This window comes from Intrasporangium sp., from assembly GCF_040414665.1.
GTDB lineage: Bacteria > Actinomycetota > Actinomycetes > Actinomycetales > Dermatophilaceae > Intrasporangium.
Map to the genome: position 1 here is coordinate 1 of NZ_JBEDUL010000111.1, position 16,968 is coordinate 16,968.

Below are 16,968 nucleotides of genomic sequence, written 5' to 3' on the forward strand. Positions count from 1 at the left end.
GACCCCGACGTGACCGAGCAACCCAGCGACGAGCCGACCTTCGCCGACCTCGGTCTCGACGAGCGGCTCCTCAAGGCGCTGCGTGACCTCGGGTACGAGCACCCCTCGCCGATCCAGGCTGCGACGATCCCGGCGCTGCTCGAGGGCCGTCACGTCGTCGGGCTCGCGCAGACGGGCACCGGCAAGACGGCCGCGTTCGCGCTGCCGATCCTGGCGCAGCTCGACCTCAAGCAGAAGACGCCCCAAGCGCTCGTGCTCGCTCCCACTCGCGAGCTCGCCCTGCAGGTGTGCGAGGCGTTCGAGAGGTATGCCGCTCACCTCCGAGGCGTGCACGTGCTGCCGGTCTACGGCGGGCAGGGCTACGGCGTCCAGCTCAGCGCGTTGCGCCGGGGCGTCAACGTCGTGGTCGGCACGCCGGGCCGGATCATGGACCACCTCGAGAAGGGCACCCTCGACCTCAGCGAGCTGCGGTTCCTCGTCCTCGACGAGGCCGACGAGATGCTCAAGATGGGCTTCGCCGAGGATGTCGAGACGATCCTCGCCGACACGCCAGACGACAAGCACGTCGCGCTCTTCTCGGCGACGATGCCCGCGCAGATCCGCCGCATCTCGAAGAAGTACCTCACCGACCCGGTCGAGGTCACCGTCAAGGCAAAGACGACGACCGCGCCGAACATCACGCAGCGCTACCTCATCGTCAGCTATCCCCAGAAGGTCGACGCCCTCACCCGGATCCTCGAGGTGGAGAACTTCGAGGGGATGATCGTCTTCGTCCGGACCAAGAACGAGACCGAGACCCTCGCCGAGCGGCTGCGGGCTCGCGGGTTCTCGGCGATGGCCATCAACGGCGACGTCGCCCAGGTGCAGCGCGAGCGGACCGTGGACCAGCTCCGGAACGGCAAGCTGGACATCCTCGTGGCCACCGACGTCGCCGCCCGGGGCCTCGATGTCGAGCGAATCAGCCATGTCGTCAACTTCGACATCCCCACCGACACCGAGTCCTACGTCCACCGCATCGGCCGGACGGGACGCGCCGGTCGCAGCGGTGACGCCATCTCCTTCGTCACGCCCCGGGAGCGGCACCTGCTCAAGGCGATCGAGAAGGCGACGCGACAGGGTCTCACCGAGATGAAGCTGCCCACGGTCGAGGACATCAACGAGGTGCGCCTGAGCCGGTTCGACGACGCGATCACGGCCGCCCTCGGCAGCGACGATCTCGACTTCTTCCGTCAGGTCATCGGCCACTACGTCGACGAGTACGACGTCCCCGAGGCGGACGTCGCCGCGGCGCTGGCCATCGTCCAGCAGGGCGGCGAGCCGATGCTCCTCGAGCCGGAGCCCGAGCCCGCCCTCTCGCGTCGGGGTGGCCGAGACGACGGTTCCGCCGGGAGGCCACGCGGCGATCGGGCGGACCGAGGCCCGCGTGGGCGCGCCGGCCAACGGTTCGCGACGTACCGCATCAACGTGGGCAAGCGCCATCGGGTGCTGCCGCGCCAGATCGTCGGCGCCCTTGCCAACGAGGGTGGCCTGGGGCGCGAGGACTTCGGCCGGATCGACATCCGCGGCGACTTCTCGCTCGTCGAACTGCCCGCGGAGCTACCCGCCGGGGCGTGGCAACGGCTCCGCGACACACGCATCTCGGGCCGCCTCATCGACCTGAGCCGAGACGAGCGACCCCGCCTGCACGACCGGCCCGACCGCCAGGCCGGCAAGCGTCGCTGAGGTCGCCGGCGACCGCTTCGTCGGCTCGACATCGACCCCGTGCGGAGATCTGAGGGGGAAGTCGAGAAATCTGAGGGGTGGCTCCCGATGTTGCCAATCTCCGTGCTGCCGAGAGTGGTCTTGTCCGACCAACTCACCCTCACGGAAGGCAGAGCCATGACCACGCACTCGAAGCGCACGACCAGAATCGCCCACTCGCTCGCCGCCGGCGGCCTGCTCGTCCTGACGACGGCCATCCCGGCCGCCGCCGGACAGACCCCAGACGTCCTGCTGCCGGATCCAGTCGGCAACAGGGCCCTCTCCGTCCGCCAAACCCCTGCTCTGGTCCAGCCAGACGATGGTTTCGGGTACCCGGAGCTCGGGCTCGGGGTTCTCGCAGGGCTCACCCTGGCCGGGGCCGGGGCGGTCGTGATGCGGACCAGGCACGAACACGGCGCCGTGACCGCGTGAGGGGAGGAGGGGGGCTCAGCCCGGCCGTGCCAGCGGCACGGCCGGGCTGGACCGGCACCGAGCTGGCTGGCCATTCGCGCGGCATCCCCGCAGCGTTCAATGAGAGAAGCCCCGGTGACGCGGTTGGGCCGCGCCACCGGGGCTTCGTTCACGACTACAACGGTCGCGCTACCTCACGTGCTCAGGGCTGTGTGCGGTCGTACGTGTCGCCGTAGTAGGTGCCGAGCCGGTCCCGGTACTCCGGGTTGTCCAGATCTGCATCCGTCAGCTCCGGGGAGTCCTTGATCTGGTCCTTCGTCCGGTCCACATAGACCTTCTCGTCGTTCCAGTCGACCCGGTCGATGGTCCCTGCTGGCAGCATGACCTTCCGACCGAAGATCCACGGACCCGTGTCGACGACAACGTAGCTGCTGCCGACGTCCATCGTGGCCTGGTCGATCTTGCCGATGTGGCCGTCGATGGCCTCCACGGAGAAGCCCGTCAGTTCCTTCCCACGGGCCGTCACCTCAGCGCTCTCCCGATAAGTCCAGGCATCCCAAGTGCGAGTAGCCATGGTCTTCTCCTCTCGTTCGAGTGTTGCGTGCAGGTGAACTCCTACCCACTCCATTCGGGACCTCAAACAATGAAATTCACGATCCCGTATGCCGCTGAGCTGGGTTCCCGGCCTCCGTGGCCTCAGGCGAGACCCGGCCTTCCCGCTGACGGGTCCGCAGGTCGACCGCGCTGGCGATGAGCGCGAGAGAGATGACTGCGGCGGCGACACGAAGCGCCCATGCGGCTGCGTTCGTGAAGTCCCCCGATGCGGCGCCGAGGCCGAAGAAGACGGCCCCGATGAGCGCGATCCCTGCGGCCGTGCCGATGCGCTGCCCGGTCTGCAGGACCCCCGCCGCGGTGCCGGCCCGATCGACGGGGACGTCGTGAAGAGTCAGCGTGATGTTGGGGGAGATGACGAAGCCGCTTCCGAGGCCGCCGAGCAGCAGCGGGCCGGCCAGGGCCCACGGGAGGGCCGTCCCGTCCACCTCGGTGATCACGACGTCCACGGCGACGAGCCCGACGAGGGAGAGCACCAGGCCACCGGTGACGAGCAACCGCCCGAAGCGGTGCACGAGGCGGCCACCGAGCGCGGACCCGATTGCCGACCCAGCGGCATACGGCGTCACCATGAGGCCCGCGCCGAGGGCGGAGTAGCCGAGGGCCTGCTGGAAGTAGATCGTCAGCACGAAGAAGATGCCGGTGAACCCGGCGAAGAAGACGGCACTGACCGTGGCGCCCGACGGGTACCCCGGCACCCGGAAGAGCGCGAGCTCGACGAGCGGGCTGCGATCCCGGGCGGTGTAGGCGCTCTCCCACGCGACGAACCCAGCGATGAGGCCCGCGCCGATGAGCCCGGTCCACCAGGGGAAGGAGAACCCGTCGCCGCGGCCTCGCTCGATGAGGGGCAGCAGGAGCGCCGCGACCCCCAGTCCGAGCAGGGCCACGCCGACCGGGTCGAGGTCGAGCCGCTCGTCGTGCCGCCGGCGCGGCGGCGGCAGCCAGCGGAGCGCGAGCAGGACCGCCCCGACGACGATCGGCAGGTTGACGAAGAAGATCCAGCGCCAACCGGTCTCGACGCCGAGCAGCCCGATGATGAGGCCGCCGACGACAGGGCCGACCGCGGTCGACACACCGATGGTTGCCCCGAGCAGGCCGAAGGCTCGACCGCGTTCCCGCCCACTGAACAGCTCTTGGATGAGGCCGGAGACCTGCGGGTTGAGCAGGCCGCCGCCGATCCCCTGGAACAGCCGGGCAGCCACGAGCACCCCGCTGCTCGGCGCGAGGCCGGCCGCCAGGCTCGACAGGCCGAAGACGAGCACGCCGGCGATGAACATCGTCCGTCGCCCGATCGCATCTCCCGTGCGCCCGGCCCCGACGAGCACGAGGCCGAAGGTCAACGCGTACCCCGAGACGATCCATTGGAGGTCGCTCTCGGTGGCACCGACCCCGGCCTCGATCGAGGGGAGCGCGACGTTGACGATGCTGACGTCGAGCAGCGTCATGAAGCCCGCCACGAGGCAGACGGCGAGGGCTCGCCACCTGCGGGGGTCCGGCTCGGTCACGTCGACACCTCGTGCCCGGGGGCTCGGGTGGACGGGGCGAGCCGCTCGAGGAGCTCGAGGGCGGTGCCGAGGGCCCGGGCTGGTTCGACCGACGGCGAGACGACGTCCGGGCTGAAGTTCGGGTCGACGAAGACCTCGGTGACGCCTTGGTCACCGAGCCGGTGAAGGTCCCCTCGCACCTGGTCGATGGACCCGGTGAGCAGGCGTCGGCGCCCATCCCGGTCCGTGACCTGGGAGCCCAGCCGGACGACGCCGCGCACGATGAACCGCAGCGCTGCGGGATCCCGGCCAGCCTGCTCTGCAGCTGTCCGCACCGTGTCGATGTCCTGGCCGACGCGGCGCAGGTCCTGTCGGCTCGAGGTGAGCCAGCCGTCGGCGAGGCGGCCGACCCGCTCGAGGGCCGTGGGGGCCGAGCCGCCCATGAGCAACGGCGGGTGCGGCTGCTGCACCGGTTTCGGCTGGACGATGGCCTCGGGCACGTGGGCGTACCGGCCGTCGAAGCGCACGGGGTCCGGTCCCCAGATCGCTTTCAGGCATTCGACCGCCTCGACGGTGCGGCCCACCCGCTCTGAGCGAGCGATGCGGACTGCCTCGAACTCCTCTGCGGCCCAACCGAGCCCGAGCCCGACGTCCAGACGCCCGTCGCTGAGGATGTCCAGGGTGGTCAGCTGCTTACCGAGCACGATGGGCGGCACGTAGGGCGCGTTGAGGACCGCGATGCCGAGCCGGACCCGTTGGGTCAGCGCTGCGGCATAGCCCAGGGTGACGAGGGGGTCCTGGACCGATACGTAGGCGGCGCCCCAGTCCTGGTGGGCCGGATGGAGCAGCCGCTGGAACGTCCACAGCGACGAGTAGCCGAGCGACTCGGCCCCTCGCGCGACAATGCCCACCGACTCGGCGGAGGACCACGCACCCGAGACGGGTAGCGCGAATCCGAGGTCCATGCCCTCCATGCTGCGTCAGGGCTGTCGGTCAGAGGGTGACGGAGCTGGCGCCGCGTCGTTCGTTGAAGCGCTCGGCGGCCGCGCGTCCCCACGCGGTCAGCTTGTCGACGACCGGGGAGTCGAGGCGGCGCTGCGCCTGATGTCCCTCGAGCAGCTCCGACCCGCCTTCCTGCGGTGCCTTGGGCAGCAGGCGGTTGGCCAGCCCCATGACCCGCGTCGTTGTGGTCGGCATCAGGCCGTGCACGCGGACCCCGAGATGGGTGAGGGGCGTGAGCAGCAGCGTCGGCTTGCCGGACAGGACCGCGTCGACCATCTTCCGCGCGGCGCGCTCGGCGTCCACGGCGAGGCCCGGGATGGACGCGGCCGGCCCGAACCAGGCGTACTCCTTGGCCGCGTCCCCGACGAAGCCGGCGCGTTCATGGGACCCGGTCCGCATCAGACCGGGGACGATCGTCGTCGCCGTGACGCCCGTGCCCTGCAGGGCGGCGGCCAACCCGTCCGAGAACCCGACGGCGCCGAACTTCGCTGTCGCATAGGGCAGCAGGTGAGGTGGGGACACCATGCCGCCGATCGATGTGACCGTGCCGATGTGCCCTCGGCCCCGCTCGCGAAGGTGTGGCAGGACGGTGAGGGCCACATTGATCGGGCCCCACATCATCGTGTTGACCGCGTCCTCGAAGTGCTCGAACGTCATCGACTCCAGCGGGCCGACCTGGATGATGCCGGCCACGGTGATGACGGTCTCGATCGGCCCGACCGAGGCCTCCACGTCCTCGACCAGCCGGCGGACCGACTCGCGGTCGCGCACGTCGCAGACCCGGCTCTCGGCGACGGCGGATCCGCCGAGCTGGGCCACGGCATCGGCGAGGTCTGGCTCGGTGCGCGCGGCGATGACGACGCGGCGGCCACGCCGGACGAGCTCCGTGGCGATGATGAGTCCGAGACCGCGCGAGCCCCCGACGACGAGTGCAACAGGTTGGCTGGTCATGGTCTCTCCTTACCCTGTCGGTCGGTCCGGTGTCACGCGCTTGCCGGGCGTGCCGTCGCCTAGGCTCCGCTTCATGACGACCCGCCTCAACACGCTGTCCGTCGGCACGGCCGGTCCGCGCATCGCCTTTCTGCACGGGCTCTTCGGGCAGGGACGCAACTGGAACCAGATCGCCAAGGCTCTGGCGGGCCGGAACGGTACGGGCGCCCGGTGCCTGCTCATCGACCTGCCCGACCACGGCCGCTCGCCCTGGACCGAGGAGTTCTCCTTCGAGTCCTACGCCGACGCCGTTGCCGCGACCCTGCGGGCGACCGCGCCCGGGGAGACCTGGACCCTCGTGGGCCACTCGCTCGGCGGCAAGACGGCGATGGTCCTCGCCCTCCAGCACCCCGACCTCGTCGACCACCTCGTCGTCGTCGACATCGCCCCCAAGGACTACGGCTCGCTCGAGCGCTTCCAGGGCTACATCGACGAGATGCTCGGTCTGCCTCTCGAGGAGATCCAGAGCCGCGCCGACGCCGAGGCGCGCTTCGACGAGCCGAACCCCGGGGTCAAGGCCTTCCTCCTCCAGAACCTGCGTCGAGACGGCACTCGGTGGCACTGGCAGGCGAACCTCGACCTCTTCGCTGCGGATGCAGCGATCGGCCACGAGTCGCGCATCGCGGGTTGGCCGGAGTCCGTCGACGAGCTGCCGCCCTTCGACGGACCGGTTCTGTGGATAGCAGGAGGGGACTCTCCCTACATCCAGCCCGAGGACGGCGACACCATGCGGCGCTACTTCCCCCTCACCCGGCAGTTCACCATCAAGGGCGCCGGCCACTGGGTGCACACCGAGGCGCCGGACATCATGGTGGGCGCCCTGCAGCGCGTCCTCGCCCGCGCAACCTGACCCTCACCGCCGATCGAGTGAACAGCTTCCGGGCCGGAAGCTGTTCACTCGATCGGGACGGTGCCCCGAGAGCTGTTCACTCGATCGTCAGAGGAGGCGGCGGCCCATCGCCCAGGCGGTGAGCTCGTGCCGGGAGCTGAGCTGCAGCTTGCGGAGGACCGAGCTCACGTGCGTCTCAACGGTCTTCACCGAGATGAACAGCTCCTTGGCGACCTCCTTGTACTGGTAGCCCCGGGCGATGAGCCGCATGACCTCGCGTTCGCGGGCCGACAGCCGGTCCAGCTCCTCGTCGATCTCGGCGACCTCACCCGCCGCGGCGCCGAAGGCATCGAGCACGAAGCCGGCCAGCCGTGGGCTGAACACGGCGTCACCGTCGGCCACTCGCCCGATCGCCGTGAGCAGCTCGTTGGCGTTGATCGTCTTCGTCACGTAGCCGCGAGCCCCTGCCCGGATGACGGCGATGACGTCCTCGGCCGCGTCGGACACCGACAGGGCGAGGAACCGCACCGGCTGTCCCGCCTCCGTCTGCACTCCGGCACAGGCACGGATGACGTCGGCGCCGCCGTGCCCGTCGCCGCCCGGGATGTGGACGTCGAGGAGGACGACGTCCGGCTTGGTCTCCTTGATCACCGTGGTCGCCGACTCGACGGCGCCGGCTTCGCCGACGATCTCCAGGCCGTATGCCGCTGGGCTGGGTGTGCTGGTCAGCTCGGCTCGCACTCCGGTGCGGAACATGTGGTGGTCGTCGACGAGGACGATGCGGATCGTGCGCGGCGCGGTCATGGCGTCTCTTCCTGCGGTTCGGGTGAACGGCCGGAGTCGGTGCCCCGGCCGGGGTCGCTGCCGGCAGAGCTCGTCCCGGTCGAGCTGCCGTTCGTGGGTGGGGTCCGGGACGGCTCGGTGACCGGCAGCCGGAGCTCGATCTCCGTGCCGTCGGCTCGGCGTCGGATCGCCGCAGAGCCGCCGTGACGCTCCATGCGCCCGATGATGGACTCCCGCACCCCCGCCCGGTCGTCGGGCACGTCCGTGAGGTCGAAGCCCTTGCCGTGGTCGCGCACGAAGGCCTCGACCGCGGTGGGTCCCACCTCGACGTAGGCGGTGATCGGCGGCTCGGCGTGGCGCACGGCGTTCCAGGCGGCCTCGCGCACCGCCTTGACGAGGGCATCGAGGTGCTCGTCCATCGGCCGGTCGCCGGTGACGACGAGCTCGACCGGCACGCCGTGGAGGTCCTCGATCTCCTCGAGGGCGGAGGTCAGCGCGGCCCCGAGGGTGCCGGCGCGTGCGTCTTCGTCGTAGAGGTACGTCCGCAGCTGGCGCTCCTGGGCGCGGGCGAGTCGCGCCACTGTGGCGGGGTCGGAGGCACGTCGTTGGATCAGGGCCAGGGTCTGCAGCACCGAGTCGTGCAGGTGCGCCGCGATGTCGGCCCGCTCGGTGGCCCGGATGCGCGCGGCCTGCTCATCCCGGAGGTTGGTCCAGAGGCGCAGGATCCACGGGGCGGCGAGGACGGCCACGCCGACGAGGGCGGCGAGCACCGCGCCGACCACCTGCCAGATCTGTCCCACGTCGGTCTGGCCGATGAGCAGCCCGACGAGGCCGAGCGTGGTGAAGGAGAGGCCGACGACGAGCCAGATCCACTTGACCGGCCGGCGAGCGCCGATGGGATCCGCGTCGTCGAGCTGCGACCAGAAGAAGATGGTCCCGATGACGATCGCGACGATGGGGAGCAGGACGTGTGGCTCGATGCCGATGCCGGCACTGCCCATCCACAGGGCGGCTGCGATAGCCAGGGCCAGGACGCCGAGGAGGGTGACGACGACCGCCTCGTTGCCGCTGCGGAGCCATCGCTTGACTGACTTGAGCGTCGGAGGCCCGTTGCCCTCGGTCGGCGACGTGGCCGTCGGCTGTCCGGGGGTCGCTCCGGCTGAGGCTCCCGCCGGTGCCGGGTCGCCGGGTGAGGGCGCGGGGGAGAGGGAGCCCTCCCGCATGGTGGCCCACAGGAATGCGTAGACCGCGAGGCCGGCGCCGAAAGGAATCGAGGTCGCGACGAAGACGATCCGGATCACCTTGACGGGGACCCCGAGATGGGCGGCAAGTCCGGCCGCCACTCCGCCGATGAGGCGCCCACTCGTCGGTCGCACGAGCGGCGGTCGTGGAGCCGGCGTCCGCAAGATCGGGGGATGCGGCATCGCCTCGCCGGGGTCGGTTCTCGTGGTCACACCTCCATCCTGACCCAACCCAGCGCGTGACGGCGACCAGCCGAGGGGTCTTCAGGCACACTTCAGGGTCACTTCAGGGTCGACCCGCATGGCTGGTGGCTCGCGTCCGGAGAGAACCTTGAGTCATGAAGCAGCAGACTGACCCCAACTCGAAGGGACCCGGCCTCGACGGCCTGTACGACGCCCTGCGCCGTCCGGGCATCGCCAGGGCCTCGGATGGCCGGTGGTTCGCCGGGGTCGCGTCCGGGCTCGCCCGGCGACTCGGCATCGACCCCTTGGTCGTCCGGGCCGCGTTCATCCTCCTCGGCCTCCTCTTCGGAATGGGGCTGGCCGTCTACTTCGTCCTCTGGCTTCTCATGCCGGACGAGCGTGGCCGGATCTCGCTGGAGCAGGCGCTCAAGTACGGCGAGGGCCACTCGATCTTCCTTCTCATCGTCACGGTCGTGATCCTCTTCAGCGGTGGGCCCTGGTTCGGCAATGACCAGGGCGGCGGCTTCCGGTTCTTCGGCTTCGCCGCTCTCGCGGTCGGCACCTGGTGGTTCCTGACCCGCACGGACACCGGCAGGGACCTGCTCCGCTCCGCCCCGTGGACCAGCAGTCCGCAGGGTGGCGCCCCCCCGACCGCTACTGCAGGCGAGTCGTCCAGCGCGGCGCCGGGCAGCTCCGGCGGTCCCACCGCAGCCACGGGATCGACCGGCCAGTCCACGGGTAACGCAGCAGCGAACGCCGGCGCGGCCAGCTGGCCACCGCCCTCCGGAAGTCCGACCACACCGGTGACCGTTGCGGTTCCGACTCCACCGCGGGAGCGATCCCGGGGCATCGGTTTCGCCGCCGGCCTGCTCGTGCTCGGTGCCGCCATCCTCACCTCGGTGGGGGTCCTCAACGCGGCAGAGCGCCTCGCGTGGCAGGGCAGCCACCTGGCGGTCGCGATCGCCTCCGGCCTCGCGGTTCTCGGCCTCGGCATCGTCATCGCCGGGATCGTCGGACGCCGATCGGGCTGGCTCGCGCCCTTCGCCGTCACCGCCATGATGGCCGCAGTGTTCACGAGCGTCATGCCGCACGGCCTGACCCAGCCCTTCTCGGTCGGTGAGCGCACCTACGCGCCTCCCGCCCTGAGCGGCACCGACAGCTTCCAGCTCGGAATGGGCAACCTGAAGGTGGACCTCACCGGCGCGGACCACGCGGCGGAGGGCGTCGAGACCGTGAAGGCAGTCGTCGGCATGGGCGAGCTGAACCTCGTCGTCCCGGAGGGCGTGCGGGTCACCGTCAACGCCACCGGTCGGGCCGGCGAGATCGTCGCCAACGACAGCAACGAGGGCGGCCTGTCGACCAGCCGCAGCGGCACCTTCCTCGCCGAGACCTTCACCTATGGCGCCAAGAACGCGCCTGAGGAGATCGTCGTCGACGCCGAGGTGGGACTGGGCCAGATCACGATTGAGACAGGAGCGAGCCAGTGAACGCGCATGACCCCGACGAGAGGCGCGACGACACTACGCTCCACATCGAGCAGGTGGACACGCCGGCGGATGGCGACCTCGATCCTCACCGCATCGACTCGTCGGACACTCAGAGCATCGCACCTCCAGCGACGCAGCAGATCGAGACCACAGGAACGGCCATGAACCAGCACGACCCCGCCACTCCGGGCCCGGCGCCCTTCAGGGTGGAGCCCGCGACGCCGGTCCCGGACGATGCCCCGCACCCGGACGACGAGTCGTCGCCGCGGCCACAGCTCCAGATGATGCCGCCACCGTCTCCGCCCGCGGCCGCTGCACCCCCGCAGTGGGCGCCGTCGAGGAGCCCGGGCCTGGTCACCGTCCGCCGGGGTCCGCTGCCGATGACGATCATGCTGGGCCTGCTCAGCATCATCGTCGCCGGCTTCGTCCTGGTCACGAACCTCGCCGGTGCCGACTTCAACCTGCGCGCGGTGGGCCCGATGATGTTCGGCTCGTTCGGCGGTCTCCTGCTCATCGTGGGTCTCGTCGGCATCATCGCGGGGGGCCGGGGTCGGGACGACCACTGATGACGCTCGTCGTCCCGTCGCCTCGGCCACCGGGTTCGTGAGCCGGGCGGGCTGGGAGGCGGCCGTTCGTGGGCAGCCAGCCCAGCGGCATACGGTATGCAGGTCCGCAGGACGACACCGACCCAGCCACGACGCGACGAAGGAGTCCACGTGATCTCGCGCTCCGGCATTGACCTCGCCAGCCTTGACCGCACCGTCCGGCCGGAGGACGACCTCTTCCGCTTCGTCAACGGCATGTGGCTCGACACGACGGAGATCCCCGCGGACCGCGCTCGCTTCGGGGCCTTCGACCTGCTTCGCGAGCAGTCGACCACCCGGGTCCACCAGCTCATCGAGGAGGCCGCCGCTCAGGCCGGCACCGGCGAGGGTGGGGGGCAGGGCTCAGCGAAGCGGCAGGTCGGCGACCTGTTCGCGAGCTTCATGGACACCGAGCGGGTCGAGGAGCTCGGGCTGGCGCCGCTCCTGCCGATCCTCGGCGAGGTCGCAGGAATCGACTCGGTCCATGCGCTCGCCGCGACGCTCGGGCGCCTGCACCGCGTCGGGGTGACGGGGCTGCTCGCCCTCTACGTCAGCCCCGACCAGCGTGCGCCCGAGCAGTACGCGGTCTACCTCGAGCAGGCGGGCCTGGGTCTGCCGGACGAGTCGTACTACCGCGAGGAGACGTACGCGGACATTCGCGTCGCCTACGTCGGGCACGTCGAGCGGCTGCTCGGTCTGGCCGGCATCCCGGAGGCCGCGGACAAGGCGGCGCGCATCATGGCCCTCGAGACGCGCCTTGCCCTGCACCACTGGGACAAGGTCGCCAACCGTGACGCCGTGAAGACCTACAACGCGTACTCCTTGGCTGAGGCCGAGGCGCTGGCGCCGGAGTTCCCTTGGCACACTTGGTTCTCCGCCATGAAGGCGCCTGAAGGGTCGATCGAGAAGGTCGTCGTCCGGCAGCCGAGCTTCGTCACGGAGCTCGGGCGCGCCCTGGGCGACGTACGGCTCGAGGACTGGCAGGCCTGGCTCACCTTCCACGTCGTCAGCACCTTCGCCGGCCTGCTTCCAAAGGCCCTCGTCGACGAGGACTTCGACTTCTACGGGCGGACACTCTCGGGGCAGCCCGAGATCAAGGAGCGGTGGAAGCGCGGGGTTGCCGTCGTCGAGAGCGCGGTCGGTGAGGCGGTCGGCCAGCTCTACACCGAGCGGTGGTTCCCGCCCGAGGCCAAGGAGCGGATGCAGCACCTCGTCGCCAATCTCGTCGAGGCTTTCCGGCGCTCGTTCGCCTCGCTCGAGTGGATGGGGGAGGAGACCCGCAAGGAGGCTCTGGACAAGCTCGACAAGTTCGTCGCCAAGATCGGCTATCCCGAGGTGTGGCGGGACTACTCGGCCATCGAGATCGATGCCACGGATCTCGTCGGCAACGTCTGTCGGGCAACGGAGTTCGAGGTGGACCGCAACTTCGCCAAGTTGGGCAAGCCGATCGACCGCACCGAGTGGTTCATGCTGCCGCAGACGGTCAACGCGTACTACATGCCCACGATGAACGAGATCGTCTTCCCGGCCGCCATCCTGCAGCCGCCCTTCTTCGACCTCGAGGCCGACGACGCCGTGAACTACGGCGGCATCGGTGCCGTCATCGGGCACGAGATCGGCCACGGCTTCGACGACCAGGGGTCCCGCTATGACGGGACTGGCGCGCTGCGCGACTGGTGGACCGAGGCGGATCGGGAGCGGTTCGACGCGTTGGCGCAGCGTCTCATCGAACAGTTCAACGGCTACACCCCGCTGGGCCTCGAGCCGAAACACAAGGTCAACGGCGCCCTCACCGTCGGCGAGAACATCGGCGACCTCGGCGGGCTCCAGATCGGCTATGCGGCCTACCGGATCGCCACCGAGGGGTCAGGGATGTCGGACCTCGACGGCTTCACCGGGGCCCAGCGGTTCTTCGTGGGCTGGGCGCAGGTCTGGAAGGGCAAGGCCCGCGACGCCGAGGCGATCCGGTTGCTCGCCGTCGACCCGCACGCACCGATCGACGTCCGAGGCAACGCAGTCCGCAACGTCACCGAGTTCCACGAGGCCTTCGGCGTCGAGCCGGGCGACGGCATGTGGCTCCCGGAGGAGGAACGCGTCCGCATCTTCTGACCGCGCGCCGGCCAGGCGGCTCAGAGGGCGAGCTTGAAGCCGACGTGGGACTTGACGAAGCCCAGCCGCTCATAGAAGCGGTGGGCGTCGGTCCGGGTGGCGTCAGAGGTGAGCTGCACCAGCTCGACCTCCAGCCGGCGCGACTGCTCGACAGCCCACTCGAGGAGCGTCGTGCCGAGGCCGGACCCGCGCTCGGTCGAGGCGACACGGACCGCCTCGATGATCGACCTCGTGGCGCCGCGCCGCGACAGGCCCGGGATGACGGTGAGCTGCAGGGTGCCGACGATGCGGCCGGCGCGCTCGGCGACGACGAGGTGCTGGCCGGGGTCGGCCGCAACGCGCGCGTAGGCGGCCTCGTAGGGCGCGAGATCATCCGTCGTCTCACGTGCGCTGCCCAACGGGTCGTCCGCGAGGAGGTCGACGATGGCGCCAATGTCCTCCGCGGTGGCCGGTCGGATGAGCAGGTCGGCGCCGTCCGGGAGGGGCGTCATGCGGACTCAGCTGCCTGCTTGAGCTGCCTGAGGCCCTTCTCCAGGTCGGGCCCGATCATCTTCTCCATCGAGTAGAACGTGCTCATGACCCGCATGACGAGGTTCTGCGGGCCCGTCATGACCCAGTCGACCTGCGTGCCCGCAGGTGCCGGCGTCAGCTCGAAGTCCACCCGGTTGTGCGCCTTCATGGGGGCGGCGAAGACGAGGTCGATACCGACGCGATCCGCACCGACGTCAACGATCTCCATGCGGCCTTGACCCGCTTTGCTGTTGCCCCGCCACGCGTAGGTCGCTCCAGTGCCGGACTCCGGGCCGGCGTACTTCCGCTCGAGGTTGGGGTCCAGGCCCTCCCACGGCGACCACTTCTGCCACTCCCGCAGCGTCGTGATGAGGGGGAGGATTCGCTCGGGCGGAGCCGCGATGGTGGTCGAACGGCTGATTCTGAACTCCTTGGCCATGCGCCGATCCTGTCACGCCCGGCCTAGCCTTGGTGGATGGGCGACCACGTCCGACTGGTGCTCGCCGGAGACGTCATGACGGGTCGAGGGATCGACCAGATCCTCGCCCACCCGGGTGATCCGACCTTGACCGAGCGATACGCCAAGGACGCCCGAGACTATGTCGCCCTGGCTGAGCACGTGGGCGGTCCGGTCCCGCGTCCCGTCGGGCCGGAGTACCCCTGGGGTGACGTCCTGGCGGTGATGGACGAGACACCATCCGCGGTGCGGCTCATGAACCTCGAGACGAGCGTGACGCGGTGCGAGGTCCGGGAGCGAGGCAAGGCGGTGCTCTACCGCATGTCGCCGGCGAACCTCGCCGTGCTTCAGGTGGCCGGGGTGCACGCGTGGGGGCTCGCGAACAACCACGTCCTCGACCATGGGCAGCGGGGACTCCTGGACACGCTTGACTCGCTCGAGGCATCCGGGCTCCAGGCGGCCGGAGCCGGTCGGGACGAGAGGGCCGCCTGGTCACCGGCCGTCATCCCGGTCGACGAGGGCCGGCGCCGGATCGACGTCCTCTGCGTGGCCCACTCGTCGAGCGGAGTGCCGCGCCACTGGCGGGCTCATCGCACTAGGCCTGGAGTCGCCCTCGTCGACGACCTGGACCGAGTGGCAGCCGACCGCGTCATCGAGCACCTGCTCACCGCGAGCGGCCCCGGGGACATCCGGGTCGTGTCGATCCACTGGGGCTCGAACTGGGGCTACGAAGTCCCTCGGAGCCATCGCACCTTCGCCCGACGCCTCATCGACGGAGGGGTGCACGTGGTGGTCGGCCACTCGTCGCACCACGTCCGGCCTGTGGAGCTGGCAGGCGATGGCCTCGTCCTGCACGGTTGCGGCGACCTCGTCAACGACTACGAGGGCATCGGGGGGTATGAGGAGTACCGCGGCGACGTGCGCGTCCTGCACCTGGCGACGCTCGATGCGGCAAGCGGACGGCTGGAGGAGCTCCAGCTCGTCCCCTTCCGCAGTCGTCGGCTCCGCCTCGAGCATGCAACTGGTGAGGAAACCCGTTGGCTGGCCACCGTGCTCGACAGAGCGTGCCGCAGTCTCGGAACGCGCGTGCAGCTGGTGGATGACCGTCTCACCGTGCCCGTCGGGTAGTCGCTCGTCCCCACTCGACTCCCGGTAGCCCCGCAACACGCCCGGCAATGCGAAACCGGCCCTGAAGCAACCGTGGTGAGTTTCGAGGCGCCGGGCGTGTTGCAGGAGTGGGAGCGGAGGTGGCCACGCTCTCGAGTGTGCGGCCGCTGTTCAGCCGATGAGCTCGCGGAGCAGCTCGACAGCGCGGTTGGTGGCCGGGTTGCCGGCGGGGTCGCGAATGACGGCCACGATGTGCCGAATCGGCTGTGGCGGGGCGATGTTCAGCACTCGGATATCGGCTTCGGGAGGGATCACGGCTGCCGCGAGACGCGGGATCACCGAGATGCCGACGCCGGCTCTGACGAAGGCGATGCCGGTGTAGTGGTCCTGGGCCTGCACGGCGAAACGCGGTTGGAATCCCGCGGACTCACACGCTGCAATGAGGATCTTGGAGCCGATCGCGTTGGGCAGGTCGCTGCTGATCCACGTGTCGCCCTCGAGCTCGGGCAGCGTCACCTCCGATGCGTCGGCGAGGTGATGGTCGGCCGGCACGAGCGCCACGTACGGATCGACCAGGAGCGGCACCCGGCGCGACCCGGGAGGGTCCTGGCTGCCCGGGAACTCCATCACGATGTCGAGGTCGAGGGGACCGCCGCCGCGTCTCGGGATCTCGTTGAGGACGAGCTCAAGTGTCAGGCTGGGCAGTTCCCTGGCGAGGTGCCGTGCCAGCGTTGGCATCCACTCGGCCCCGGCTGAGGCGAAGTAGCCGATGGTCAGGCGACCCGACCGACCTTCGCGCAGGTCGGCGATGACACCGTCGAGCCGGCTGAGCTCGCCCATGAGGTCGTTGGTCTGCGCGACGAGGGCCCGCGCGGCAGGGGTGGGCGACAACCCTCGGCCCTCTCGCTCGAAGAGCGTCAGGCCGGTCTCCTTCTGCAGTGCGGAGATCTGTTGGCTGATGGCCGACGCCGTGTAGCCAAGATTGTCCGCGGCGGCCTGGATCGTCCCGCTCGCCATGACGGAACGAAAGACCCGGATCCGATGGGTGTCCAGCATGTGGCGATCCTACAGAATTCCTTAAGGGTCATCCAGAAAACATCGCTTGTGCTTATTCGTTCGATGTCGAATGATAGAACCATGTCGAAGACCCGCCTTCCTTCCCTCCGCTCGCTGCGCGACTGGGCCGCATCACGGAGGCGCGGCCATCTCGCGGGAAGCACGTGGTCGAAGGTCATCGACCGTGACCTCGACCGCGTCGCCTCTGACCTGCTCTTCCTCTCGCAGAGCGCCGAGGCACCGGCCGGGAGCGCCACGCAGGCCGCGCGCCCCAGCACCAAGCCCATCGAGCTGAACGACCGGCGTGGGCGGGTTCGCCAGGGGGGCCACGCCGGAGTCGAGACTCGCGCGCGAGCCAGCTGAGCGGCCTACGCCTCACGGCG

17 protein-coding genes are annotated in these 16,968 nt (G+C 70.0%); 8 read left to right on the forward strand and 9 right to left on the reverse strand.

The window, feature by feature from the left end:
• The coding region (locus ABF401_RS11925) for a DEAD/DEAH box helicase (RefSeq protein ID WP_502908229.1) at window positions 1-1,722 on the forward strand (1,722 nt) is incomplete at its 5' end.
• Window positions 1,723-1,878: 156 nt separating this feature from the next.
• Entirely contained in the window at window positions 1,879-2,172 is a 294-nt protein-coding gene (locus ABF401_RS11930) for a hypothetical protein (protein WP_353509784.1), read from the forward strand.
• A gap of 181 nt (window positions 2,173-2,353) precedes the next feature.
• Here the strand turns inward: ABF401_RS11930 and ABF401_RS11935 are convergent, their stop codons facing one another.
• The 4 genes from ABF401_RS11935 to ABF401_RS11950 all read right to left on the reverse strand — a co-directional run bounded on the left by ABF401_RS11935 (window position 2,354) and on the right by ABF401_RS11950 (window position 6,200).
• Window positions 2,354-2,725 (reverse strand): Rieske (2Fe-2S) protein, encoded by a 372-nt coding sequence (locus tag ABF401_RS11935; protein WP_353509785.1) that lies wholly within the window; start codon window positions 2,723-2,725, stop codon window positions 2,354-2,356.
• Between the two features lie 76 nt (window positions 2,726-2,801).
• Window positions 2,802-4,268 carry an MFS transporter gene (locus ABF401_RS11940; protein WP_353509786.1) on the reverse strand — a complete coding sequence of 489 codons (1,467 nt, stop codon included), beginning with the start codon at window positions 4,266-4,268 and terminating at the stop codon, window positions 2,802-2,804.
• The gene (locus ABF401_RS11945) at window positions 4,265-5,212 is read right to left on the reverse strand and encodes a TIGR03619 family F420-dependent LLM class oxidoreductase (RefSeq protein WP_353509787.1); all 948 of its coding nucleotides are present in this window, start codon (window positions 5,210-5,212) and stop codon (window positions 4,265-4,267) included. The genes ABF401_RS11940 and ABF401_RS11945 overlap by 4 nt, the downstream gene beginning before the upstream one ends.
• 28 nt (window positions 5,213-5,240) lie before the next feature.
• On the reverse strand, window positions 5,241-6,200 hold the full coding sequence (locus tag ABF401_RS11950) for an SDR family NAD(P)-dependent oxidoreductase (protein ID WP_353509788.1): 960 nt from the start codon (window positions 6,198-6,200) through the stop codon (window positions 5,241-5,243).
• 73 nt (window positions 6,201-6,273) lie between these two features.
• Here ABF401_RS11950 and ABF401_RS11955 point away from each other — a divergent pair, with 73 nt between their 5' ends.
• A complete protein-coding gene (locus ABF401_RS11955) occupies window positions 6,274-7,089 on the forward strand; it encodes an alpha/beta fold hydrolase (protein ID WP_353509789.1) in 816 nt (271 codons plus the stop codon).
• Between the two features lie 87 nt (window positions 7,090-7,176).
• Here the strand turns inward: ABF401_RS11955 and ABF401_RS11960 are convergent, their stop codons facing one another.
• Window positions 7,177-7,872 (reverse strand): LuxR C-terminal-related transcriptional regulator, encoded by a 696-nt coding sequence (locus tag ABF401_RS11960; protein WP_353509790.1) that lies wholly within the window; start codon window positions 7,870-7,872, stop codon window positions 7,177-7,179.
• Entirely contained in the window at window positions 7,869-9,305 is a 1,437-nt protein-coding gene (locus tag ABF401_RS11965; RefSeq protein WP_353509791.1) for an ATP-binding protein, read from the reverse strand. The genes ABF401_RS11960 and ABF401_RS11965 overlap by 4 nt, the downstream gene beginning before the upstream one ends.
• A gap of 125 nt (window positions 9,306-9,430) precedes the next feature.
• Here ABF401_RS11965 and ABF401_RS11970 point away from each other — a divergent pair, with 125 nt between their 5' ends.
• The 3 genes from ABF401_RS11970 (at window position 9,431) to ABF401_RS11980 (ending at window position 13,455) form a co-directional block, all read left to right on the forward strand.
• The gene (locus tag ABF401_RS11970) at window positions 9,431-10,762 is read left to right on the forward strand and encodes a PspC domain-containing protein (protein ID WP_353509792.1); all 1,332 of its coding nucleotides are present in this window, start codon (window positions 9,431-9,433) and stop codon (window positions 10,760-10,762) included.
• Entirely contained in the window at window positions 10,759-11,328 is a 570-nt protein-coding gene (locus ABF401_RS11975; RefSeq protein WP_353509793.1) for a hypothetical protein, read from the forward strand. The genes ABF401_RS11970 and ABF401_RS11975 overlap by 4 nt, the downstream gene beginning before the upstream one ends.
• Before the next feature lie 96 nt (window positions 11,329-11,424).
• A complete protein-coding gene (locus ABF401_RS11980; protein ID WP_502908230.1) occupies window positions 11,425-13,455 on the forward strand; it encodes a M13 family metallopeptidase in 2,031 nt (676 codons plus the stop codon).
• A gap of 20 nt (window positions 13,456-13,475) precedes the next feature.
• Here ABF401_RS11980 and ABF401_RS11985 read toward each other — a convergent pair whose 3' ends face one another.
• Window positions 13,476-13,946, reverse strand: coding sequence for a GNAT family N-acetyltransferase (locus tag ABF401_RS11985; protein WP_353509795.1), 471 nt, complete (start codon window positions 13,944-13,946; stop codon window positions 13,476-13,478).
• Window positions 13,943-14,404 carry an SRPBCC family protein gene (locus ABF401_RS11990; RefSeq protein ID WP_353509796.1) on the reverse strand — a complete coding sequence of 154 codons (462 nt, stop codon included), beginning with the start codon at window positions 14,402-14,404 and terminating at the stop codon, window positions 13,943-13,945. The genes ABF401_RS11985 and ABF401_RS11990 overlap by 4 nt, the downstream gene beginning before the upstream one ends.
• A 36-nt stretch (window positions 14,405-14,440) precedes the next feature.
• Between ABF401_RS11990 and ABF401_RS11995 the strand changes: the two genes are divergently transcribed.
• The gene (locus ABF401_RS11995; protein ID WP_353509797.1) at window positions 14,441-15,550 is read left to right on the forward strand and encodes a CapA family protein; all 1,110 of its coding nucleotides are present in this window, start codon (window positions 14,441-14,443) and stop codon (window positions 15,548-15,550) included.
• Between the two features lie 150 nt (window positions 15,551-15,700).
• Here the strand turns inward: ABF401_RS11995 and ABF401_RS12000 are convergent, their stop codons facing one another.
• Window positions 15,701-16,585, reverse strand: a complete 885-nt coding sequence (locus ABF401_RS12000) for a LysR family transcriptional regulator (RefSeq protein ID WP_353509798.1) — start codon at window positions 16,583-16,585, stop codon at window positions 15,701-15,703.
• Between the two features lie 81 nt (window positions 16,586-16,666).
• Between ABF401_RS12000 and ABF401_RS12005 the strand changes: the two genes are divergently transcribed.
• Entirely contained in the window at window positions 16,667-16,948 is a 282-nt protein-coding gene (locus ABF401_RS12005; protein WP_353509799.1) for a hypothetical protein, read from the forward strand.
• Window positions 16,949-16,968 lie beyond the last annotated feature (20 nt).